Below are 22,222 nucleotides of genomic sequence, written 5' to 3'. Positions count from 1 at the left end.
GGTGGCGTCGGGGCAGGGGTCGGGGTGGGGGCAGGGGTCGGCTGCGGGCCGGGCAGCGGTGTGGGGGACGGCGCCGGGTTGGGGTACGGGTCCGTGGGCCCGGGGGCCGGGCCGGGCGTGGGTCCGGGCTGGACGGGGTCGGGGTGCGGGTTCGTCATCGTGTCCTCCGGCCGGTGGTGAAGCGTGGCTCTGGACTACTCCCCCGCGTACCCGACGCCGCCGCGGCCAGTCACCCGGGTGGACTCACCCGGCCCGTACGGCCCGGGCCCCCGCCGCCAGCCCCGGTCGGGGGCTGGACAGCACCGGCACGGTGGTCCGCACGAGCTGCTGGGCCGGGGTCATGGACGCCTGGGCGAGGACGATCGCGTCGGCGTCGGTCAGCGCGTCGGCCGCGGCGGCGACGAGACGGACGTACTCCTCGATGTCGCCCGCCTCGAAGCGGGCCCAGGCGCCGTCGACCAGCAGCGGGCGGACGGTGACGGGGCGGCCGGCGCGGCGCGCCTCGTCCCGCACCAGGTCGGCGGTCGGGCCGAGGGTGCTCTGCGAGGTGGCCAGGACGACGACCCGCGGGCCGGCCGCCACCGCGGCGGCGGCCATCGGACGGTCGACCCGCAGCACGGGGACGCCGGTCGCGGCGGCGGCCTCCTCGGCGACCGCGCCGATGGTCGAGCAGGTGCACAGCACGGCCCGCGCCCCGTGCGCGGCGGCGCGGGCGAGCGCGGCCCGTACGTCGTCCGCGACGGCGTCGGCGCCCAGCCGACGCGCCCGGGACAGCAGCCCTTCGTCGACGAAGTGCCGTAGTTCCAGGCCCGGGTGGGCCTCGTCGCGCAGGGCGTCGAAGACCGGGACGTGCAGGGGCGAGGTGTGCAGAAGAGCCAGCATCACCGGATCAGAAGCGTCCGGGGTGGGCGCGCAGCCAGTCCTTGGCGGCGCTCAGCAGCTCGGGGTCGGCCGCCGGCGCCTCCTCGGGGTGGCGTGCGGCCCACTTGACGACGTACGGGCAGAGGGGGGCGACGGGGATTCCCTCGCGGGCGGCGACGGCGTACAGCTCACGGGCGAGCGAGCCCGCGATGCCCTTCCCCTCGTGCGCCGGCTCGACGATCGTGTGCACCGGAACCAGGGCGGCGGCGGGCGACTCCAGGACGAAGTACTCGATGCGGCCCACGACTTCGCCGCCGTCGCCGAGGGCTTCGAGGCGGCCGGCCGGCCGGTCGTCGCGGATCTCGATGTCACTCATGGGCACTCTCCCGGTGCGATGACTGTGCAGGGCTGCACAGGACGGCGTATGACGGCGCATGGCTGTGCGGGATCGCGCCGGATGCGCGGGCGGCGCGGGTCAGGCGGTCACGGCCTGCGGGCTGCGCTCCTGGTCGGAACCCGGCGCCGGCTCCGAGGGGTCGGCTCCCAGAGCGACGATCCGGTTGTCGCCGTCCACGTGCACGACCCGCGGCCGCAACGCCCGCGCCTCTACGTCGGTGACCTGAGCGTAGCTGATGATGATCACCAGGTCTCCGGGGTGCACGAGATGGGCGGCGGCGCCGTTGATCCCGATCACCCCCGAGCCGCGCTCGCCCTCGATGACGTACGTCTCCAGCCGTGCCCCGTTGGCGATGTCGACGATGTGGACGAGTTCGCCGGGCAGCAGATCGGCCGCCTCCAGCAGGTCCGCGTCGATCGTCACCGATCCCACGTAGTGCAGGTCGGCCTGGGTGACGGTGGCACGGTGGATCTTGGACTTGAACAGAGTACGCAGCATTTGGGACTCCTGGAAGACGGCTCCCTGCCAGCTTTTTGCAGGTCAAGGGCGGTGTTCACCCTACAACTGGCACGCGCCCGACTCGAAGATTGTGAGGAACATCGCTTCGCTCTGAAGAGAAGGCTCCCTGCCTGTACTTCCGCGAGGACCAGGCCGTTGTGACGCCACCCACCAAGCCTCTGCAAGGGCAGCCACGTCCTCGGCCGAAATCCAGCGGTTCGCGGTAACCGGCCGCGGCGGCCGGGAACACCTCGGCGCCGATCACCGCCCCCGCCGGGGAGAGCACAGCAGCCACATGAGCGTCCCGGTGCGCGTCCACTCCCGCACCGGCACATCCCAGGATCCCCGACAGAGTCAAGCTCGGAGGGGCTCGGCTGATCCGTTCAGCTTGGCTCTCACTCGTTCCGCCTCGGGGTGTTCGAGTTGCTCGAACAGGGTTGCGGAGCGGCGCTAGGCGGTCCGGGCGGCGTCCAGGTCGCCGGCGGCGTTGTGCGTGTCGCCGAGGCGTTCCCAGGCACCGGCCTCGGTGAACCAGTCACCCTGCCGCGCCAGCATCTCGACGGCTCGTCGGAAGCAACTGATCGCCCGTTCGAACTCGCCCAGCTCATGGTGCGCGCTGGCCAGGGTGTCCCAGGCGAAGGCCTCGCTGTGGTGCTTGCCGACCGTGCGCAGCAGGTGGATCGCCTCCTCGGCCCGGACGATCGCCTTCTCGTGGTCGCCGAGCTGGAGGTGCGACCAGGCCATGTTGTTGACCTGGATACCCTCCGACGCCCGATGTCCGGCGTCCCGGAAGATACGTCTCGCCGCCTCGCTCTGGACCAGTGCCTCGCGATAGCTTCCCTGTTGCTGCAGGAGCCAGCTCGAGGCCGCATGGGTGTGGCCCCGTTCCATGGGATCGCCGAGCTCGTCGGCGGCCTCGAAGGCCAGATCCAGGTGTGCTCGGGATTCTTCGAACTGCTCCAGGTCGGCCAGCGCACGGGCGAGCTTGCGCAACGTGGTGATTCGCCCGGTCAGATTCCCTTCCCGCCGCGCCGCTTCCACACCGGTGCGGTGGGCGGCCGCACGGTCCTGCAGGCGTCCCTGCCCGATGCAGAAGGTGTCCATGTTACTGGGCAGTTGCCATCCGTGGGTGAGGAACCCCGTGTCCAGGGCCTGTGCGGCAACCGCCGTCAGCACAGTGCGCTCGGCGGTGAACCAGGCCAGGGCACGGTCGGGATCGGGGAAGGACTCGGGAAGGGCGTCTGGCTGAGCCGGGATCAGCACCAGGGCGTTCTTGTTCGAGCTCAGCAGCTGATCGGCGGCGTACGCGGTATGCAGGTAGTGGTCGAACATCCGGTGCTGCGCGGTGTGGCGTGTGGCCGGGGTGTCCTCGTCCTCGGTGAGCTCGGCGGCGAACACGCGCAGCAGGTCGTGCATGCCGTAGCGGCCCGATGCCGGTTCGGTGAGGAGGTGGGCGCCGGCGAGTTCGCCCAGGACGGCGCGGGTCCGGCGTACCGGGAGCGCGGTGAGCGCGGCGGCCGCGCGCGCTGTGATGTCGGGTCCCGGGTGCAGGGACAGGAGCCGGAACAGGCGGGCACTGTCGGGTTGCAGGAGCCGGTAGGAGCAGGTGAAGGCGGCGCGCGCGTCGGCGGTTCCACCGCCGGAGAAGGCGTCGAGGCTGCCGTGGGAGTCCCGCAGTTCGGCGGCGATGGCCGCCAGGGGGAAACCTCGGTGCGTCTGGGCGCGGGCGGCCACGATGGCCAGGGCCAGGGGCAGCCGGCCGCAGCGGGCGATGATCTCGTCGGCGGCCTCGGGCTCGGCCGCCAGGCGCTCGGCGCCGGTCCGCAGAGCCAGGGACGAGTGGGCGTCCGTGGGCGACGGCGGTTCCAGGCGCAGCGGGTGCGCGCCGGAGGCGATCAGGCCGGGCAGCGTGTTGCGACTGGTGACCAGGGTCAGGCAGCCGGGGGAGGAAGGCAGCAGAGGGAGTACCTGCTGGGGGTCGCAGGCGTTTTCCAGCAGGACGAGTACCCGTCGCCGTGTCAGCAGGCTGCGGTACAGCCCGGCGAGGGCGTCCATGCCGCTCGGAATGCGGCGCGGGGGCACCCCGAGCGCCTCCACCATCGCGCTGAGGGCCTCCTCGGGCTTCATCGCCGTACGGGAGGGATCGAAGCCGCGCAGGTCGACGTAGAACTGCCCGTCGGGGAATCGTTTCGCCGTCTCGTGGGCCCAGCGCACCGCCAGCGTGGTCTTGCCCACGCCCGCCATCCCGCTGATGAGGATCGCGGCGGGCGGTCCCTTCGGGGCGGTGACGGCGTGGGTGAGGTCCCGCAGGCGGGTGAGTTCGGTGCGTCGGCCGGCGAACACGGCCAGGTCGGCGGGCAGTTGGGCAGGCCGGGCAAGAGCCTTGAACGGTCCTGACCCGGCTTCCGGTTCCTTTGGGCCCTGCGGGAAATCGGCTGACCACAGCTCCTGACGGAGCACCCGGCCGTGGGCTTCGCGCAGCTCCGGCCCGGGAGAGACGCCCAACTCCTCGACCAGTCGGCGCCGGATGTCCTCGTACGCCGACAGCGCTTCGGCCTGGAGTCCGGCGGCCGCCGTCGTCATGACGAGCCGGGCGTGCAGCGGCTCGTTCAAGGGGTCGAGTACGACGGCCCGGCGCACCCACCGCAGGACGTCTTCCGCCCGGCCGCACAGCAGCGCGGCGTCGGCCGCCGACTGCGTCGCCTGCACGAGTTCGTGTCCGACGGCGGTGAACACGACGTGCGCCCGTACGGATTCGGGGATCCCCATGGCCACCGGCCCGCGCCACTGGCTCAGTGCGTCCGCGAACAGACCGACCGCCGCGTCGGGGCGACCGGCGCTCACGGCCCGCCGGGCGCGCCGGGTGAGGCCACGGAACCGCAGCAGGTCGACCTCTTCCTCCCGGACGTCCAGCAGGTAGCCGCCGGAGCGGCGGAGCAGCCGGCGTCCGGGCGCCCTGGGCGGCAGGTCCGGCTCCAGGAGTCGCCGCAGCGCGCCCACGTAACGGCGGACCACGTTCACGGCGCTGGCCGACGCCTCCTCGCCCCACAGTGTGTCGACGATCTCGCCCGTCCCCACCGGCCGGCCCGCCTGGACCAGCAACAGGCCCAGCAGCGCACGCTGCTGAGGAAACCCCAGATCGAGTTCCCTCTCTCCACGCGACACCCGCAAGGGACCCAGTACCTCGAACCGCATCACAACATCCACTACGCACAGGGCCACCGTCACTACTCAGCCAACGGTACTGCCCACCACGTCGAAGACCGACACCCCCTCGGGGGCCGAAGCCGTCGTCAAGGCGGAGGCGAGACGGAAGCCGGGAGTGTGGCGCAACCCCAGCTGCTGACGGCCGCTCACTCCCTCGCCAGCAGCTGGGCAGGCGCGATACGGGACATGGCCCGGATCGGGAAGGAGAGCACACCGCAGACCAGGACGACCCCGGCCAGGGCCGCCAGGAGCGCGGCCCCCGTCATCGTCCACAGCCGTCCTTCCCACAGTCCCTGACCGATCATCAGAACCGTGGCCAGTCCCGCGACAGCTCCGGTGAGGCCGCCCAGCAGGGCGAGGCCGGCGCCCTCGTACAGGGCGAGCCGGCCGAGTTCGCGCCTCGACCAGCCGGTGGCGCCGAGCACGGCGAGGTCGGCGGCCCGCTCCCGCTGGGAGAGGACCAGGACGTCCACGGCGCCGGCCGCGCCGAGCAGCAGCGACAGGGCGACGCTGAGGTAGTCGGCAGTGCGGGCCTGGGCGACGACGGCGTTGCCGAGGAGCGAGCCGGCCACTTGGCCGCGGAAGGCGAGGGTGAGGGAGAGCAGCACGGTGAACGCGGCCACGCCGAGGGCCAGACCGGCCGCTCCCAGCACAGTCCGGCCGGGGGCACGCAGCAGGTTGCGCAGCGCGAGGCCGATCACCGAGCGGACGGCGACCGCCCGGCGGGTGCCGGTGACCGGGGGTGTGACCGCGTCCAGCGGCTGCACCCGGGTCGCCCGCCAGGCGGGCAGCACGCCCGCGGTCAGCGCGAGCAACAGGGCGACGGGCAGCACGAGGGCCGCCTTCGTCGCGGAGGTGGGCAGGCCGAGCAGGGCGCCCAGGCCGTAGGCGAGGAGGGCGCCGAGGGCGCCCGCGGCGAGCCCGATCACCGCGAGTTCGCCGAGGATGAGGCGGAGAATCTCCGGCGCGCTCCAGCCGACGCAGCGCAGAGTGCCGATCTCGGTCCGGCGTGAACGTACGGAGGCCAGGGCGGCCTGCGCGAGGAAAAGCCCGCAGACCACCAGGACCAGGCCGAACAGCACCGCGCTCTTGGTGTCCACGGCCCGCAGGATCCGCAGGGCGACGCCCTTGGCGACCCAGTACTCGGTGACCCTGACGTCCCTCGGCAGCGCGACGGTCTGCGGGGCGGGCGAGCTGCCGACGGTGACGTCCACCTGGAGCTTGGGGTAGGCGGTGCGGATCTGTCCGGCGACGGCGTTGACGCGGGCGCGGGAGGCGGGGTCGACGCCGGTCACTCCGGCCACCCGGATGCGGATGGCGCTGACGGGCGCCTTCTCCTGTGCGGTGGGCTTTCTGCGGCTGTGGGTGATGACGGAGAGCGAGTCGAGGGTGGTGAGCAGGGTGGGCGGCGGGCTGAGGTAGCCGCCGAGGTTGCGGTCGGGGCGCAGCGGCTGGTCGCCGAGGGCGGCCCGGGAGGCCGCGTCGGCGCCGGTGACCTGGGGGGACCGGTAGGTCTCCAGGGGGACCTGGGAGAGGGTGGAGAAGCCGCGCAGCTTGTCGGTGTCGTAGCGGCCGACGATGTTCAGGATCGGCGTGGCGCCGCGGCCGGCGTCCTTGTAGTCGCAGTTCTGCGTGTTCATGCAGGTCGTGGAGGCGTGGGCGGTGACCTCGCGGAACTGGGTGCCCAGGTTCTCCTCCGGGACGTAGCCCACCAGGCCCAACGTGTCGTCCTCCCAGTTGGTCTTCCACAGCCCGGGCGGCTGGGCGGGCCGGGTGCGTGCGGTGAGACCGTCCTTCGTGACGCGGTAGTCGACGGGGCCGACGGTCCAGTACACCGGCGCCTCGAAGTCGTCGGCACTCGCGATGGAGCGGAAGCCCGTGCCGAGGTCGGCGCTCGCCGTGCCCAGGTCCGTGCCCTTCAGGCCGTTGACGTAGTCGTGCGCCCGCGGGCTGCTCAGCTTGGCGGCGAGGCCGGTGGGATCATCGACGTCGAGCTGCTTCACGGTGGCCTTCAGGGCGCCGGCGGTGAGGGCGCGGCTGCTGAGCATGACCGGGACCTGCCAGTCGTGCTGACGTCGGGATTCCACCGGGTCGAGGTCGAAGGAGTCGGGCCCCCAGAAGGGCCGGTCCTTCTCGGTGAGCATCCGGCCCGAGGTGACCGTGGAGCCCAGGCCCACCAACTCGTCCTCCGCGACCGGGTCGATCGCCGACAGCAGCACCGGGAAGGCGACCGGCACCTGGGCCGTGGCCCTGCCGTCGCCCGGTACGCACGTCATCTGCGAGCGGGCGTCGGGGGTGAACGCCGTCTTTGGAGTGCGGTTCCACTGGAAGAGGGGCTGAGGCAGCCGCTCACCCAGGTTGTCGAATGTGTCCCCCCTCTTGTCCTCGTTGTAGAACCAGCACACCGCGTACTTCTTGTCGCCGTCGATCTCGTGCTGGAGGTCGGGCCAGGTGTTGTCGGCCTCGTTCCACTTCTTGTACGTGACGATCGGGTTGCGGGTGAGGTAGACGTACTGGTCGGCCATCGGGTAGCTGCCCAGCCCGGCCTTCAACGTCGGAGTGAGGCGCAGGAGTTGGGCGGGCGCGTCGCTGTCGCGGAAGGCGGAGACGTCGACCGGGACCGTGCTCTGCACCATGAGGTAGCCGATGTTGGCGACCGGTGCGGCGGTCTCGACACCGGCGAAGGACTTGATGCGTTCGTACTGGCCGAGGGTGATGCCGCCGAAGACGCCGGACAGGAAATTGGCCTCGACCAGGCCCCGTTCCTTCTCGACGTCGGCACCGGTGCCCGGCGGGCGGACCAGGATGTCGTAGGCGGAGCGGGAGCTGTCCTCGACGAGGCCGGTGGTGCGGGCCTGGCTGGTGGTGACCGTCGAGGTGAGCAGGGTGAAACTGGTGGCGGCGACCAGGATGCCCGAGGCGAGCGCGAGGGCGCGGGAGCGGCGGCGCCACAGCTGAGACAGGATCATGGCGATCACGGGCGCAGACCTCCGAGCCGGTCGAACACGTCGTCGTCGGGGGCGAGTCGCTCGTCGGCGACGATCCGGCCGTCGTGCAGCCGGACGATCCGGTCGCAGCTCACGGCGACCTCGGGGTCGTGGGTGGTGAGCAGCAGGGTCATGCCGTAGCGCTCGCGCAGGGAGAGCAGCAGGTCGATGATCTCCCGGCCGGTCGCACTGTCGAGGTTGCCGGTCGGCTCGTCCGCGAGCAGCAGGCCCGGGCGGTTGATCAACGCCCGGGCTGTCGCGACCCGTTGCTGCTGGCCGCCGGAGAGTTCGGACGGCAGCGCGTCGGCGCGGGCGGCGAGGCCCACCGCCTCCAGGAGTTCCATGGCACGTGCACGTCGGTCGAAGTCCACCCGGCGGGGCAGCACCGGCGCGAGCACGTTGTCCAGCACGGTGAGCGCGGGCAGCAGATGGAAGCGCTGGAAGACGAACCCGATCCTGCGCCGGTGCGCGTCCAGTCGACGTGCCGTCAGCTCTTCGCCGTCGACCTCGATCGAGCCCTCGTCGGGCCGGTCCATGCCGCCGACCAGGTGCAGCACGGTGGACTTCCCGGACCCCGACGGGCCGGTGACCGCGACCGCCTCGCCGTCGCCGATCTCCAGATCGACGGCGTCCAGGGCGACCAGCCCCGGATACCTGCGGGTCACGCCCCTCAACCTCACACTCACTGCCGCTCCTCCTGCATTGTGACAATGCAGCGGTACATTGTCACAATCCAGGAGGTGTGTACATTGCCGCTGCACCACGCCGTGCTCGCCCTGCTGACCGAGGGGGAGAGCCACGGTTACGAACTCAAGGGGCGCTTCGAGGAGGCCATCGGCCCGCAATGGGGCGGCCTCAACATCGGCCACCTCTACCAGATCCTCGACCGGCTGGTCCGCGACGGATTCGTCACCCGGTCCCAGGTGGCCCAGCCGGACCGTCCCGACAAGACCCTCTACCGGCTCACCCCGGCCGGGCAGGAGGAGGTACGGGACTGGGCCACCAGTGCGTGGGTGCGTACGGGCGGGTTCCGCGACGAGCTGTTCCTCAAGCTGTTCGGCGCCTCCGCGCTCGGCGCCGAGGCGCTGGACGCGTTCGTCGCGGCCCAGCGCCGGACCTACCTCTCCGAACTCGCCGGGCTGACCCGGCTGCGCCGCACCCACACCGGCGACCCGCTGGTGTCTCTCCTCCTGGACGCGGCCATCGGCCACACCAAGGCCGACCTGGAGCTGGTGGAGGGCGCGACCGAACGGCTCACGCCGACGGCCGCCCGGGGTGCGGCCGCAGCCGACGGCGACTCCAAGGAAGTCAGCCGTCGCCCTGCTTGAGCGGGCTCACCTGCGGGACCGACGCCTTGCCCGTGTTGGAGACCTTGCCGCCGCTCCAGGCCACCTTGATCGACGCGGTTTCATCGGGCGGGGTGACGAGGACGGCCGCCGGCGTCACGGTGGTCACGCCGGTGGCCGCCGGATTGGTGAACGTCAGCGCCGACCACGCACTGGCGCCGGGCTTCAGCGTCACCGTCGGCTCCTCCTGTCCGGTGGCCCGCTCGGCATCCGGCGTGACCGCCTCGCCGGCGCCGTCGACGAAGGCGATGCCAGGAAAGCCGTAGACCGTGCAGGTGCGGCCGGAGTCGTTGGTCAGGACGACGGCGAAGTTCTCCTGACCGGCTCCGGGGTCGTTCGGGCCGATGGAGGCACGCAGGTCCGCAGTGCGGCAGCGGGCGGACGGCGCGGTCGTCGTGGGGGACGCGGAGGGCCGGGCCGGGGCCGCGGACGTCGCCGACGCACTCGCCTTCGGGGTGGTACCGGCGACCGGGCCGCTGGCGGTGGCACCGCCGCCCGTGTCGGAGCTCGTGCATGCGGTCAGTACGACGGCCAGGGCCCCGGCCGCCGCCAAGGCCAGGGGGACTCGACGGCGTCCGGGGTGTCTCGGTTGGCTGGGCATGCTGCTCCTGACTGGGTTCCGCGCGGCGGTCCGGATCATGAGACCGCCGCGGTCAGGCTAAGGAGGAGCCCGGGAGAAGGATTGACCGTCAGCGCACGGTCCGGGGCCTGGCAGCGCACGGTCCGAAGCACGGCCATAAGGACGGCGCCGTCCTCACCTGGTTCGATGAGAACGGCGCCGAAGCCGGGGGTGCGGGACATCGCGTCGAAGCCGATCCCGCCGGTCCACGATGCCTGCGCCGAGTCCGGTCATGCAGGTCTGCCGCTGGGCGAACACCATGTCGTCTCGACCGGGCGCCCGCAGCTGATATCAGGCAGATTCCCGTCGCATAAATAGGTCCGACAGCCTCTGAGTGGAACAACCGATACTCGAACCGAGGGATCAGCGGTGGGTCAGGACCGCAACGTCCGAGCCGAAACCGACCACCAGCCGCCCGTCCGGCGCTACCGCCAGTCGCCTGATACCGGCAGGAAAGGCGTACGCGCCAATCTGCTGCCCTGTGGTCGCATCCCATACCCGCACGTTTCCGTCGCCGCCTCCGGCGGCGACGACGACGCGGCCGTCCAGCATCCCCGCCGCCCCTGCTTTTGCTTGGCTGGTGTGTCCTGTCATGGGCGGCCCTATCGGTTCACCTGTGGCCATGTCCCACAGGCGGACCGTTTCTGTCCTGCAGCCGGCGAGGATGACATTGCGGCCTTCGAGCGCTTCCAGGGCTAGGGCCCGGGCGCCGTCTTGCTGCGGCTGCACTCCGATCCATTCGCTCGCGGTCAGGTCCCACACACGTCCTTCCCAGGTCACGGCAACGAAGCGGCCCTCCAGCGCCGCGAAGAACCCGATGGACGGACTGGTGTACTCCGTCGTCGACCGTCCGTGCAGCTGTTCCCGGGTGGTCAGGTCCCAGATCAGCACCGCCTCGTTCCGGTCGCGCGCGATGAGAGTGGGTCGTCCCTCCACCAGACCCACCGTCAACAGGTCCACGGCGCCGGTGTGGCCTGTCAGGGGCTCACCGAGTTGTCCCCCACCGTCGAGGTCCCAGATCCGCACCTTTCTGTCCGAGCCGCCGGTGACGATGACGGAACGGCCGTCCACGACGGCCGTGGTGAGCTGCTGCACGGGCCCTGCATGACCAGTCGGCCGGCTGCCCGTCTCCCTCTCACCGTCGAGGTCCCAGATCCGAACCGATCTGTCGTCGCCACCGGTGACGGCGAGGTGACGCTCCTTCACCACCGCCGTCGCCACTCCTCGCACGGTCCCTTCGTGGCCGATCAGCGGCAGGTACAGATGTCTGAGGGTGGACAGATCCCACACCTCGACCGGTCCATGGCCCCCTCCGTATCCGACGAGGGCGGCGGGGCGGCCGTGGAGCACCCTGATGGCCGCCGCCTCCACGAACCCGGCCGGCACGGGCTCACCGACCTGCTCGCCCGTGGCCAGGTTCCAGATGCGCACCTCGTAGGCGTCGGCGCTCAAGGCCGTCGGGCACTCGGACGTCGGGTCCGTTGCCAGGACATGCGTCATGGCGTTGACCTCCAGGGTGACGCAGACGCGTACCTCCCCGTCACCGTCGCTGCCGGCGGCCGTCGGGCGGTCGGAGGCCGGGTCGGTGACCATGCCGGGCTCCTCGCCGTGGTCGCTCCGGGCGCCGTACTCCTGTCCCGTGTTCAGGTCCCACACCCGGACGGTTCCGTGGGAATGGCCGGTGACGGCGACGGGGCGGCCGTCCAGCACCGCCGTCGCCAGAGCACTCACGGTGCCGGTGTGAATGGACAAGAGCTCACCGCGCCGGGGGAGGGCGGCAAGGTCCCACACCCGCACCACGCCGTCGGCGCCGCCGCCGACCACGACCGGCCGGCCCTCGACCAGTCCGGTGGCGAGCGAGTGGACCCAGGAGTCGTCGTTCGGGCCGAACGCACCGACCAGTTCTCCCTCCGCGAGGTCCCACACCCGGACCGTCCCGTCGGAGCCACCGGTCACGGCAACGGGACGGCCGTCCAGCACCGCCGTCGTCAGAGCACGCACCGCGCCGGTGTGCCCGGTCACGGCCTTGCCGAGCTTCCTGCCCGTTGCCAGATCCCACCAGTGCAGCGTGCCGTCCGCGCAACCGGCGACAGCGAGTCCACGCCCCTCCACGACCACGGTCGCCACCACACGCACCTCGGCCGGCGCAGGCAACGCATACCGCAACCGGGAGTCCAGGCCGGTACCGGTCGCCCACTGCACGACCCAGGGGCTGTCGGTTTCCTGCCGGGCTGCCACCCTGGCGAGGTCTCTCGCCAGCTCCCGGTCTCCATACCGGGCAGCGTCCAGCGCCAGTACCTGCCGCCGCACGCCCGCACCGGCGTCACGGTGTACATGCCCTGACGCCCGGTACACGGCAGCCGCCGATAGCTCCTCCCGCCCGGCAGCGCCGTCCAACGCCGCCAGGACCTGCTCCGGGTCGCCGTTCACCAGCCACCCCGGATCGGTCAACCGCCCGCCCACCGCAGCAACCTCACGGGCCGGACCATCGCTTTGGAGATCACCAGACATGATCGGCACCGTAACCGCCCCACCCGCCTCGCCGCACACACCACAGCAAACTCCAGTAGCGGCAAGACCTGACCGATCCTTGCGCCCCACGCCTCCGCGCGGGCTCTGAGTTCACGTGCGTTGCCGGGGCCGCCGTTTCTCCGCGTGATCCTGCGGAGCCGGTGGCCGGGACAGTCGCGCAGGGTGTGCACACCGACTCCGGAGCGCGGCTCTGCACATTTCAGCCGACGACGGCGACGACGCCAACACCGTCGGTACAACCGACGATCAGGCTCGACCCGACACCGGCCAGGGCCGTGATCGGTCGCTCCACAAGACGGGAGCCCACCCATCGGCAGGTCAGGGGATCCCATAGCTCGATCGCGCCCCGCCTGGCGACGGCCAGCAGGGGGTGCCCGCCGGACGGGGCGATCGCGGCCATCGGCCCGCCGGTGAGTTCGCCCACGAGTTGACGGCTGTCGGTGTCCCAGACGCGGATCGAGCCGTCGAAGTCCCGAACTGCCAGGAGCGTCCGGCGCTCTGCCAAGGGCAGCGCCGCGAGGTGCTCCACGTGCCGGTGGTTCTCGAAGGGGGCGCCGACCGGTAGACCCGTGGCCGGGTCCCACAGCCGGACCGCCCTCGTGCCGCCCCGGGCGGGGGTGGCTTCGCTGCTTGCCAGGAGAGTGCGTCCGTCCGGCATCGGAACGCAGGCCAGTGTCAGCGGCGGTCGGTCGGGCCGGTTGAAAACATCACTCGCGGTCTCGCAGGTCTCGGGGTCGCGAAGAAGGATGATGCCCGACTGACTACCGGTGGCCATGAGGATGCGTCCGTCGGGCGACGCGATCGGCACCATGGTGCGGATCGCGCTGGTGCGGCCGGGCGGCAGCGAACCGACCAGCCCGCCCGTCGCCAGATCCCATGACTGGAGGGCGCCGCTCCTGTGGCCGGTGACGAGAACGGTGCGCCCGTCCGGCAGAGGCGCGGCCGCCATCGCCGTGAGGACATCCGTATCACCGGTGTGAAGCCGCCCGGCGGCTTCGCCGGTGCGCAGGTCCCACAGCCAGACAGCGGTGTCGCTGCGGGTGGCGAGCAGCGTTCGCCCGTCGGGGACCGTCACAGGTGCCACAAGGCCGTCCCAGCCGACTTCCCCCGGCTCGGTCGGCGGCTCCACTGCGGTGGGATCCCACAACCAGACCGCACCACTGGGCACTTCTCCCGCGAGCAGTGTGGGGCCGCCCGGCAACGGAACCGCTGCCACTGCGGCGGGGACACGGTTCGTCCCCAGGTCACCGATTCGCCGCCCGGATGCCGGGTCCCACAGTCCCGACCCGATCGACAGCAGTGTCGTCCCGTCGGCCATGGGGACGGGACGCAGCCCGGAACCGGTGATGGGCCCGCCGACCGGAGCACCGGTTGCCACATCCCACAGTCGCACCGTCTCGTGATCGTCGTCATTGAAGGACAAGGCCAGCAGTCGGCCTCCGTCGGGCAGCGGCACCGCCGCCAGTCCGCTCGGCCAGCCCTCGTCCTCGTGCGGGCACAGCAGTGTCTGAACCAGCTCGCCCGTCACCGGGTCCCACAGGCACACCACGGCGCCCTCCCCGTGCCCGTGGGCGGTGGCCAGCAGCGTGCGGCCGTCGGCGAGCGTCACCGCCGTCATCGCGCTCGGGCCGTCCACATCGGCCGGGGCGCTCAGCGGACCGACGGCCCGCTCGGCTGTGGCCGCGTCCCACAGCCACACCCCTTCCTCGTCGTGGGGGGTGATGGCCAGCAGGTTCCGCCCGTCCGGCGTGGGTACGGCGACCAGATTCGACGCGAGTTCCGGGCCCGGCAGCGGCCCACCTACCTGCTCGCCGGTGACCGTGTCCCACAGGTACACCACATGCCCGTCGTCGTCCTCGTCGTAGTGCGCCGTGGCAAGCCGGGTGTGTCCGTCGGCGAACGGCAGGGCCGCCATCGCCACGACAAGCCCACCGTGTTTCGAGTTCTCCCGCAGGGGGCCGCCCACCTGCTCGCCGGTCACCGGGTCCCACAGCCGCACCACGTCGTCTTCTTCGTCATCGCCTGACACGGCCAGCAGGACGCGGTCGTCCCCGACGGGCACGACGACCGCCACGCCCAAACCGCCCCTGAATCCACGCAACGTCGCCGAAGGCCGCACCCGGCCCGCCGGTCTCTCCCATACCGGGGTCAGTTCTCGTGTGCCGTAATCCCGATGAGCATCAGACATGACCGGTACGGTAACCGGCCCCACCGACACCGACCCGGCGGGCCGGCAACCGGCGCGCGGAGGATACGTAACCGACTTACGTAGATCCACGGTTGTCACGTATGGACGCGGCTCGGAGGCTCGTCCTCATGACTCCACCCATCCCCGCGTCGCCCGAGGTCGCCGACCTGGCCGCCCGCCATCGGCTGGGGGCGCTCCAGGGCGTGTTCGCACCGAAGCGCCTCCGTCGGGCGGCGTACGCCGCCCACGTGCTTTCTCTCGGGGTCCCCGGGTGGCGCCAGAGGTTCTAGCAGGTCGGCAGGCTGTTGCTGTCCGCGACATCTGTCGCGGACAGCAACAGCAGCGGCGCTTGACCGGGAAATGCCGCACAGGGATGGGTGGCCCCAGTGATGAGCTGCATACGGCGAATACGTGCTCCCCGCGAGTCCGGCAGCCCCGGATGCGAGCTCCTCGGTACAGGCCAGCCGTGAGAACTCGTCGATCGCTGAGTGCATGAAGGGGTGGCGCAAGTAGGGGTGCCGGTAAGAACGCTGTCACCAGCCGCAAACGGCGGTGGTCAGTCCTCTGACCTGGAGGGCCGGGGCAGTTCCGCCGTGTTGGTCGCCGCAGCGAGCGCGAGGCGACCACCCTTCAGTTCGGGCACGTAGTTGTAGATGGTGTTGCGGGAGACGCCGAGGAGCTTCGCGATCGAGGTGACGGTGTTCTCCGGGCGGGCGAGTAGGTCGCGGGCGTGACGTACCTGCTCCTCGGTCATCGCCGGCGGGCGGCCGAGCCGGGCGCCGCGGGCGCGGGCGGCGTCCAGGCCCTCGTTGGTGCCCTGCACGATGAGTTCGCGGATGAACTCCGCCAGGGCCGCGAACACGTGGAAGACCAGGCGCCCGCCGGGCGTGGTCGTGTCGAGCGCCTCGTGCAGCGAGGTGAACCCGATGCCGCGCTTGCTCAGGCCGGACACGATCGCGATGAGATCCTGGATGGAGCGGCCGAGCCGGTCCAGCGACGGGACGACGAGGGTGTCGCCCTCGCGCAGGAAGTCGAGGGCCTTCCACAGCTCCTCGCGTTCGGCGTTCTTGCCGGACTTCTTGTCGGCGAAGATCCGGATGCATCCCGCTTCGGTGAGTGCGTGGATCTGCCGGTCGAGCAACTGCCCCTTGGTGGACACGCGTGCGTATCCCACGAGGCCGCCGGTCCGTACGGCCGGAACGGGGGCGAGGAGATCGGCGGCGTCGTCATCCTGGGGTGGCTGCACCTGTCAGATCGTACAGAAAAGGATGCTCCTCAAGTTCTTGAGCACATCGACTTTTTGACACCGTTTTATGGGCATCATCCGGCGTCGATCCGGTCGCGCGCCTGTCGGCTTTCGGAGTCGGCCGCGCTGATGTCCGAAGTCACCTGCGTGAGACCGTGCGTTGATTGAACAGTCATTTCGGCATGGCGTCGTTGTCGTCACGCGTGCGGGGCGTCCGACAGGTCCCGTTCGCTGCGTTGGATGGTGACGGCGATCGCGGCGCGTACATCCGTCAGCGGCAGTCCAGCCTGCCGGGGGAACGATCGGCACCATCGTGATCGAGGACACCTACTGGCGCGCCAGCCCGTGGCGGTCGGCCCAGTCGTGGATCGCCGCGGCCAGCTCCTCGGGGCGGTCCTCCGGGGAGTGGTGGCTGGCGAGGCCGTGGCGGGAGACCTCCAGGCCCGCGATGTTCTCCTCGCACCAGGCCACGGCCCCTTGGTCGGTCATCGCGCCCGGGCCCGGCTCGAACGCGGCGAGCAGCTTGGGGACTTCGGGGCTGGCGGCCAGCCAGGCGTCGTAGTGCTCGACGCGGGCCACGATGTCGGCGGGCTCGGCGTCAGCGGCATCATGCGCGTCCACGCCAGTACCGGACGGCGGCTGTGCGGGCTCGGGAAGGGGCGGCGGTAAACGTCCAGGTCGGCAGGATCGAGCGGGGTGGCGAGCGTGTCCGGGAGCCCTTCGATGAACATGGACTTCTCCAGGATCATCTCCTCGCCCACCCCGGGTGTGCGCAGGAGGGTGAACAACTCCCGCCCGGCCGCCGGGAATTCGTTACCGACCAGCGGCTTGACGATTGTCTCGGTGAAGGCGAGGCCGCGGACACGGCCCGGGAGGCGGGCGGCGCGGTCGAAGGCGAGCGCGCCGCCCCAGTCGTGGCCGACGAGGACGGCCTCGGCAAGGCCGAGGGCGTCGAACCAGGCGTCGAGGTAGCGGGCGTGGTCGTCGAAGGAGTAGGCGAGGTCGGGCTTGCCGGAGTCGCCCATGCCGATGAGATCGGGGGCCAGAAGGCGGCGGCCGGGCGCGGCCACACCCGGCAGGACGTTCCGCCACAGGTGGGAGGAGGTGGGGTTGCCGTGAAGGAAGACGAACGGCAGCCCGTCGGGGTCGCCGGACTCGCGGTAGTGGAGGGTGGAGTCGAGGACGGGGAGGTTGGGCACGGCGGTGTCACTTCGCTTTCAGGACGGGGATTCAGAGGTTGAGGCTCAGGACCCGGTCGACGGTGATTTCGACGACGACCAGGTCCAGCGGGGCGGGCGGGGCCGCGCGGTAGCGGATGGTGTAGCGGCGGACCGCCTCGGCCAGGCGCGCGGGGTCGTCGGTGACGGCGGCACGGCCTTCGAGGGTGACCCAGCGGAAGCCGTCCGCCTGGCAGAGCGCGACACGGGCCGTCGGGCCGCCCGCCACCACGTTCCGGGCCTTGCGCGCTCCCGCCCGGGTGGTCACCCGGACCAGGCCGGTGGCCGCGTCGAAGGTGAAGCGGACAGGGGTTACGTGCGGGGTACCGTCGGGGCGGAGGGTGGTGAGGGTGGCCGTGTGGGGGCGAGCGAGGAACGCCCGTGTGGCGGCCGGGAGTTCGACGGTCGCCCGGCTCACTTCTTCTTCACGCCCTCGTTCCAGATCAGCTTGGCGATGTTCGGCTTCACAGCCGTGGTGATGACGCCCATGGCCGTACGGACGTACCGCCGCTCCTCCAGTTCGCGCAGCATGCTCGCGGCGAGGTCGGCACGGGCGGTGAAGACGCCGTCGGCGCTGGTCTCGGCGGTGTGGTAGTCCGTGACGACGGGGTGCCCGAAGAGGCCCGAGGGCCGGACGAGGGTCCAGTCGAGGTCCGTCTGACGGATCACGGCCTCCATGCGGCGCATGTCCTCGTGGAGGGTGCGGCCGAGGCGTCGGTTCACCAGCGGGTCGAGCACGTGGTTGAAGAAGTGCGCGCCGGTGGGACGCCAGTTCGGGTCGGCGATGCTGGAGCTGACGGCGAGCAGGCGCTTGATGCCGTGGCGGGGCATGGCCCCGGTGATGGCCGTGGCGCTCGCCGAGTACGTGGTGATGGTCTCCTTGCTGAAGCGCGCGCCCAATGCGGAGAGGACGGCGTCCGTCCCGCCGATCGCGGCGTCGACAGCCGCCGGGTCGGTGGCGTCGGCGACGGCCACAGCGAGGCCGGGCCGCGTGGGGAGGGAGCCGGGGCGGCGGGTCACGGCGACGACCTCGTGGCCGGCGGCAAGGGCCTGGTCGGTGAGGTGGCGGCCGGTCGGTCCATTGGCGCCGAAGACTGCGATACGCATGGCGTCGGGTCATCCCTTCATGTGGTTACCGGAACGCCCTTGACTGTGCCGATCACGAAAAGCAGGCTCAACGCTGATGAATAACGCCGCCCCTGCCCCCGCCCGCACCCGAGGCCGCCCCCGCGGCAACCCGCCGACCCGCGAGTCGATCGTCTCGGAGGCCCGAGCGCTGTTCCTGGAGCGCGGCTACCGGGGCACCACTCTGCGCGCGGTGGCCGGGGCCGCCGGGGTCGACCCGGCGCTGATCGCGTACCACTTCGGCTCGAAGAAAAGCCTGTTCGCGGATGTGATGCAGTTCCAGTGCGCCAATGCGCTGGCGGTGGACGACGTCCTCGGCGGCGACCCGGCCACCCTCCCCGATCGCCTGATCGACGCGGTGACGGACCTGTGGGAGGACGCCGACTTCGTACAGCTCACCACCCAGGGCGAGGAGGCCGCCGAGGTGATCCGCGAATACCTGGAACGCGAGCTGCTGGCCCGGCTTGTTGAATTTCTCGGCGGCCGGGACGCAACCGCCCGCGCCACGGCCGTGGTGACGATCCTCGGCGGCCTCATCTACACCCGCTACCTCAACCCCCTCCCCACTCCCGCCGCCCTCACCCCGTCCGAGACCCGGCACATCCTCACCCCGGCGCTGCGCGCGGCACTGACCCCGAGGCCGCGCACCGTGGCAACCACCAGAGCGGGCCGTCGGGGCTCGCCGACCTCCGGTGAAGGCGCCGTCCGGCCTTGACCATCTCGGCCCATCCGGTGCGGCTACCCCTGTAGGTAGCGGTGCAGGGAGGTTTTCGGGATGCCGGTCTTGGTGCTGATCTCCCCGTAGCTGCTGCCCTGGGCCTTGAGCAGGCGCGCGTACTCGATCTTGTCGGTGGGGTGGGCGACGGGGCGGCCGACGCGGCGGCCGGCTGCTTCTGCGACGGCGCGGGCGTGGGCAGCGCGTTCGGCGGTGAAGGTGCGCTCCATCTCGGGGTGCCGGTAAGAACGCTGTCACCAGCCGCAAACGGCGGTGGTCAGTCCTCTGACCTGGAGGGCCGGGGCAGTTCCGCCGTGTTGGTCGCCGCAGCGAGCGCGGAGTACGGGCCACGATCGCCGATCGTCCCCGCAGAGCCTCACTGACCGCAGCCGTACGGCCCCGGACTCACCCACACGGGTGACACTCTCGGAAGATCACCGCCGTTTGCGGCTGGTGACACGGTTCTTACCGGCACCCCAAGTAGCCAGTGAGGTCTGGGTGGAGTCGCGGCGGGGTGTGTTTTCATCGGTCCCGCGGTTGGTCAGCGCGGTCCTCGGATGCTGTCGATGATGCGGGTCCAGTTGTCGCTGCCGTGTCCGTTCTCGATTGCGCGCCGGTAGTGGGCCTGCACGGCCAGGGGGAGCGCGAGGTCGAGGCCGAGTGACGTGCTGGTCTCGACGATGTGGTCGGACGTCGCGCCCATCATGGTGACCGTGCTGAGGTCGCCGGGATGCTCTCCGGCGTCCAGCGCGGCGCCTGGGGTCTCTTCGCCGGCCCTCAGGATGGCGCCGATCGAGTCGGCGGAGGAGAGCAACTCCGGCAGTGTTTCCTTGGCCTGCATTCCTGCGGTGCCCAGCATCGCGGTGGCGTGCATCAGCGCGGACAGGGTGGTGAGGAACACCGCGAGCTGGGCTTGATACATCATCTGGGCGAGGCCCGGATCCGCGCCCAGATACTTTGGTGTGCCGAGTGGTGCCAACGCCGCCCGGTGGTTCTCCATCACTTCGTCGGGGCCGCTGTAGTAGACATGGGCCGCCTCCGTGCCGACCATCGGCGCCGGGACCATGACACCACCGGTGAGGAAGGCGGCGTCGTGGCCCGCCGCCCAGGATGCTGCCTTGCGTGTGCGGTCGGGCGTGTCCGAGCTCAGGTTGACCAGCGTTCGGCCGGCGAGTGATGCGGTGGCGCTGTCGAGGATGTCGTACATCGCCTGGTAGTCGGTGAGGCTGAGGAGCACGAGGTCACTCGCTTCGACCGCCTCGCCAGGTGTTGCCGCCAGCGTTGCTCCGTCGGCGACGACGCCGTCGGCCCGGCCGGCGGTGCGGTTCCAGACGGTGACCGGGTGGCCGGCGGTGAGGAGGGTACGGGTCATCGCCTGGCCCATCGGGCCAAGCCCGATCACGGTGACAGCGCTGTCTTGCCTGGTGGTGTGGTTCTGTTGTTCGTTCACCCCTCCATGCTCGGAGAGTGCCACTACTCTCGGAAGTACCCACTATTTTCTGCGGTACTTACCTTTTCGTAAGGGGATCAGTGATGGCCAAGGCGCCGAGATGCGGGCCTTACATCTGCGGCATCGACGCTGCGCTCGACGTGGTGAGCGGCAAGTGGAAGGGACTGATCCTCTGGGAACTTGACGCCCATCGTGTGCGCCGCTTCGCCGAGCTCCGTCGCGGTCTGCCGGGAGTGAGCGAGAAGATGCTGACCCAGCACCTGCGTGAGATGGAGGAAGACGGACTCGTGCACCGGGAGGTCTATGCCCAGGTGCCGCCACGGGTGGAGTACTCCCTGACCGAGCACGGACGCACGCTCAATCAAGCGCTCGGGCCGCTCGGCGCCTGGGGAGGTGAACGGATGCGTCGCCAAGGCTTCGAAGTGGTCGACGTAGCCGAGACCTCGCACGGCTAAGTGGTCGGCTCCGGAAGTCCTTCGAGGGTTGACGGGAGCCAGATTGTGTGTGGGTTCTCGCGATGGCGAGGCAGCGGCCGATCGGGCAGTCCAAGGCATCCTTGGGGGATCAAGGAAGTCGTCGGTGGGCAGGAAGCTGTCTTCGTACTTGTCGGATCTGGTCAGACAGGGAGCGGGGAGTGTCAGGTGATGGCCGAGTCGCCATAATCGATGGGGTCGCTCAACAGCTCGCTCGCTGCCTTGTGGACCTTCGCCAGGGCGTTCAGGAGGGCTTCGCGTTCGGTCTCGGTGAGATCTGCGGTGACCTTCTCCTCGATCAACCGCCGTTCGGCCTCGACCGGTTTCTGCAGGGCACGCCCCGGGTCGGTGAGCCAGAGCCGGACGAGGCGGTTGTCCCGGTCGTCACGGCGACGGGTTAGCAGCCCGGCCGTAGTCATCCGGTCAGCCATCTTGACGACGGTGGGTGTCGTGACGTTCAGCGCGGCGGCGACCTCGCCGGGCGTGCTGCCGTCCCGCTCCCACAGCACCGCGAGCAGGTAGTTCTGTCCGACGTGCAGCCCATGGCGTCGCATGGCCGCGTCGGCCAGGGCCCGGAGCACCTTCGACGTTCTGCCGTGCAGGTCCAGGAACTCTGACATCGAGGGCTGAATGCTGCGAGGCGCCGCGCTGCATATAGGCGTCAACAGCGCCCCACGCCGCCACACCTAGCCTTTCGTGATGCCGGATTTTCTGGTCGAGCGACTGTTGATCTGGGCCATGAGTTCCCGGTTCGCGGCGCGGGCGGCTTCGAGGTCCTCGCCCCGTTCGACGAGTTCAGCGCGGAGGTCGAGGATCTGCTGTTCGAGCTCGGTGTTGCGGCGTGTGAGCGTCTCGACGTCAGCCGGGGCGCCGAGGCCGGAGGCTTCCCAGACAGACTGTCCCAGCGCCTCGGAGAGCCGCCGTTCAAGCCGGGTGATGTGCGCGGACAGACGACCGTTGCGGGCCGTCAGATTTGCGACGTCGGCCAGCAGCGACTGGCGGCTGACCTGCGTCCCGGTCGCCGTGCCGGGCGTCGGCTCGGAAGCGCGGGCGAGGACGGCCGCGTGCAGGTCACCATGCCGGTGGATCAGGCTGCGGTGGACGCCGGCGGCGCGGGCAACGGAGGAGACGGTGATCTCCTCGCCGTCCGCGGCCAGCTTGTCGAGGACCTTGAGGACACGGGTCCGCCGCCGGTCGGAGTCCGCTGCCCGTGCTCGGGCCAGGTGGTCCGGTGATGAGCTCACGCGTCACGCTCCAGCCGCAGGCCCGGCTCCGGCGGGTGGATGGCGGGCACGCCCAGGGAGACAGCGCGGGTCTTGCGCAGCGTCCGCGTGGCCTCCGTGATCTGCTCGCGTTCGTCG

The 22,222-nt window shown here is 70.9% G+C and carries 20 protein-coding genes and 1 pseudogene; 4 read left to right on the top strand and 17 right to left on the bottom strand.

Annotation, left to right across the window (positions count from 1 at the left end):
* Window positions 1–243: 243 nt before the first annotated feature.
* The 6 genes from OG562_RS38780 to OG562_RS38755 all read right to left on the bottom strand — a co-directional run bounded on the left by OG562_RS38780 (window position 244) and on the right by OG562_RS38755 (window position 8,615).
* Window positions 244–882, bottom strand: a complete 639-nt coding sequence (locus OG562_RS38780) for an aspartate/glutamate racemase family protein (RefSeq protein WP_266406351.1) — start codon at window positions 880–882, stop codon at window positions 244–246.
* A 7-nt stretch (window positions 883–889) separates the two neighbouring features.
* Complete coding sequence (locus tag OG562_RS38775) at window positions 890–1,237, bottom strand: GNAT family N-acetyltransferase (protein WP_266406349.1); 348 nt, start codon at window positions 1,235–1,237, stop codon at window positions 890–892.
* Window positions 1,238–1,336: 99 nt separating this feature from the next.
* Window positions 1,337–1,756 carry an aspartate 1-decarboxylase gene (gene panD / locus OG562_RS38770; protein ID WP_266406347.1) on the bottom strand — a complete coding sequence of 140 codons (420 nt, stop codon included), beginning with the start codon at window positions 1,754–1,756 and terminating at the stop codon, window positions 1,337–1,339.
* Between the two features lie 450 nt (window positions 1,757–2,206).
* Window positions 2,207–4,951, bottom strand: a complete 2,745-nt coding sequence (locus tag OG562_RS38765; protein WP_266406345.1) for a BTAD domain-containing putative transcriptional regulator — start codon at window positions 4,949–4,951, stop codon at window positions 2,207–2,209.
* A gap of 158 nt (window positions 4,952–5,109) precedes the next feature.
* On the bottom strand, window positions 5,110–7,932 hold the full coding sequence (locus tag OG562_RS38760; protein ID WP_266406343.1) for an FtsX-like permease family protein: 2,823 nt from the start codon (window positions 7,930–7,932) through the stop codon (window positions 5,110–5,112).
* 5 nt (window positions 7,933–7,937) lie between these two features.
* Window positions 7,938–8,615 (bottom strand): ABC transporter ATP-binding protein, encoded by a 678-nt coding sequence (locus OG562_RS38755; RefSeq protein ID WP_266406341.1) that lies wholly within the window; start codon window positions 8,613–8,615, stop codon window positions 7,938–7,940.
* Between the two features lie 75 nt (window positions 8,616–8,690).
* On the opposite strand from OG562_RS38755, the gene OG562_RS38750 reads away from it, so the two are divergent.
* A complete protein-coding gene (locus OG562_RS38750) occupies window positions 8,691–9,278 on the top strand; it encodes a PadR family transcriptional regulator (RefSeq protein WP_266406339.1) in 588 nt (195 codons plus the stop codon).
* On the opposite strand, the gene OG562_RS38745 is transcribed toward OG562_RS38750, so the two are convergent.
* From OG562_RS38745 to OG562_RS38735, 3 genes are all read right to left on the bottom strand, one after another.
* Window positions 9,259–9,897, bottom strand: a complete 639-nt coding sequence (locus OG562_RS38745) for a DUF4232 domain-containing protein (RefSeq protein ID WP_266406337.1) — start codon at window positions 9,895–9,897, stop codon at window positions 9,259–9,261. The two genes, OG562_RS38750 and OG562_RS38745, sit on opposite strands and share 20 nt — an antisense overlap.
* Before the next feature lie 381 nt (window positions 9,898–10,278).
* Window positions 10,279–12,516, bottom strand: coding sequence for a WD40 repeat domain-containing protein (locus OG562_RS38740; RefSeq protein WP_266406335.1), 2,238 nt, complete (start codon window positions 12,514–12,516; stop codon window positions 10,279–10,281).
* Between the two features lie 130 nt (window positions 12,517–12,646).
* Entirely contained in the window at window positions 12,647–14,521 is a 1,875-nt protein-coding gene (locus OG562_RS38735; protein ID WP_266406333.1) for a WD40 repeat domain-containing protein, read from the bottom strand.
* A gap of 242 nt (window positions 14,522–14,763) precedes the next feature.
* On the opposite strand from OG562_RS38735, the gene OG562_RS38730 reads away from it, so the two are divergent.
* Window positions 14,764–14,925: a hypothetical protein gene (locus OG562_RS38730; protein WP_266406331.1), complete on the top strand. Its 162-nt coding sequence runs from the start codon at window positions 14,764–14,766 to the stop codon at window positions 14,923–14,925.
* A gap of 266 nt (window positions 14,926–15,191) precedes the next feature.
* On the opposite strand, the gene OG562_RS38725 is transcribed toward OG562_RS38730, so the two are convergent.
* From OG562_RS38725 to OG562_RS38710, 4 genes and pseudogenes are all read right to left on the bottom strand, one after another.
* On the bottom strand, window positions 15,192–15,881 hold the full coding sequence (locus OG562_RS38725; protein ID WP_353962841.1) for a recombinase family protein: 690 nt from the start codon (window positions 15,879–15,881) through the stop codon (window positions 15,192–15,194).
* Between the two features lie 327 nt (window positions 15,882–16,208).
* Window positions 16,209–17,080 (bottom strand): annotated as a pseudogene (locus tag OG562_RS38720) (haloalkane dehalogenase).
* Window positions 17,081–17,111: 31 nt separating this feature from the next.
* Complete coding sequence (locus tag OG562_RS38715) at window positions 17,112–17,516, bottom strand: pyridoxamine 5'-phosphate oxidase family protein (RefSeq protein ID WP_266406329.1); 405 nt, start codon at window positions 17,514–17,516, stop codon at window positions 17,112–17,114.
* On the bottom strand, window positions 17,513–18,205 hold the full coding sequence (locus OG562_RS38710) for an NAD(P)-dependent oxidoreductase (RefSeq protein ID WP_266406327.1): 693 nt from the start codon (window positions 18,203–18,205) through the stop codon (window positions 17,513–17,515). The genes OG562_RS38715 and OG562_RS38710 overlap by 4 nt, the downstream gene beginning before the upstream one ends.
* 76 nt (window positions 18,206–18,281) lie before the next feature.
* On the opposite strand from OG562_RS38710, the gene OG562_RS38705 reads away from it, so the two are divergent.
* Window positions 18,282–18,938 carry a TetR/AcrR family transcriptional regulator gene (locus OG562_RS38705; protein WP_266406325.1) on the top strand — a complete coding sequence of 219 codons (657 nt, stop codon included), beginning with the start codon at window positions 18,282–18,284 and terminating at the stop codon, window positions 18,936–18,938.
* 23 nt (window positions 18,939–18,961) lie between these two features.
* Here the strand turns inward: OG562_RS38705 and OG562_RS38700 are convergent, their stop codons facing one another.
* Together OG562_RS38700 and OG562_RS38695 are read right to left on the bottom strand one after the other, a co-directional pair.
* Window positions 18,962–19,168, bottom strand: a complete 207-nt coding sequence (locus OG562_RS38700) for a hypothetical protein (RefSeq protein ID WP_266406324.1) — start codon at window positions 19,166–19,168, stop codon at window positions 18,962–18,964.
* Window positions 19,169–19,479: 311 nt separating this feature from the next.
* Entirely contained in the window at window positions 19,480–20,388 is a 909-nt protein-coding gene (locus tag OG562_RS38695) for an NAD(P)-dependent oxidoreductase (RefSeq protein ID WP_266406323.1), read from the bottom strand.
* 83 nt (window positions 20,389–20,471) lie between these two features.
* Here OG562_RS38695 and OG562_RS38690 point away from each other — a divergent pair, with 83 nt between their 5' ends.
* Window positions 20,472–20,843, top strand: a complete 372-nt coding sequence (locus OG562_RS38690) for a helix-turn-helix domain-containing protein (RefSeq protein WP_266406321.1) — start codon at window positions 20,472–20,474, stop codon at window positions 20,841–20,843.
* A 182-nt stretch (window positions 20,844–21,025) separates the two neighbouring features.
* On the opposite strand, the gene OG562_RS38685 is transcribed toward OG562_RS38690, so the two are convergent.
* Complete coding sequence (locus OG562_RS38685; protein WP_266406320.1) at window positions 21,026–21,481, bottom strand: MarR family winged helix-turn-helix transcriptional regulator; 456 nt, start codon at window positions 21,479–21,481, stop codon at window positions 21,026–21,028.
* Window positions 21,482–21,547: 66 nt separating this feature from the next.
* The gene (locus OG562_RS38680; RefSeq protein WP_266406318.1) at window positions 21,548–22,105 is read right to left on the bottom strand and encodes a helix-turn-helix domain-containing protein; all 558 of its coding nucleotides are present in this window, start codon (window positions 22,103–22,105) and stop codon (window positions 21,548–21,550) included.
* Window positions 22,106–22,222: the final 117 nt, after the last annotated feature.

It is taken from the genome of Streptomyces sp. NBC_01275 (assembly GCF_026340655.1).
Taxonomy (GTDB): Bacteria; Actinomycetota; Actinomycetes; order Streptomycetales; family Streptomycetaceae; genus Streptomyces.
The sequence above is the reverse complement of the archived record's forward strand: the minus strand, read 5'-3'. Positions and strand labels throughout refer to the sequence as shown.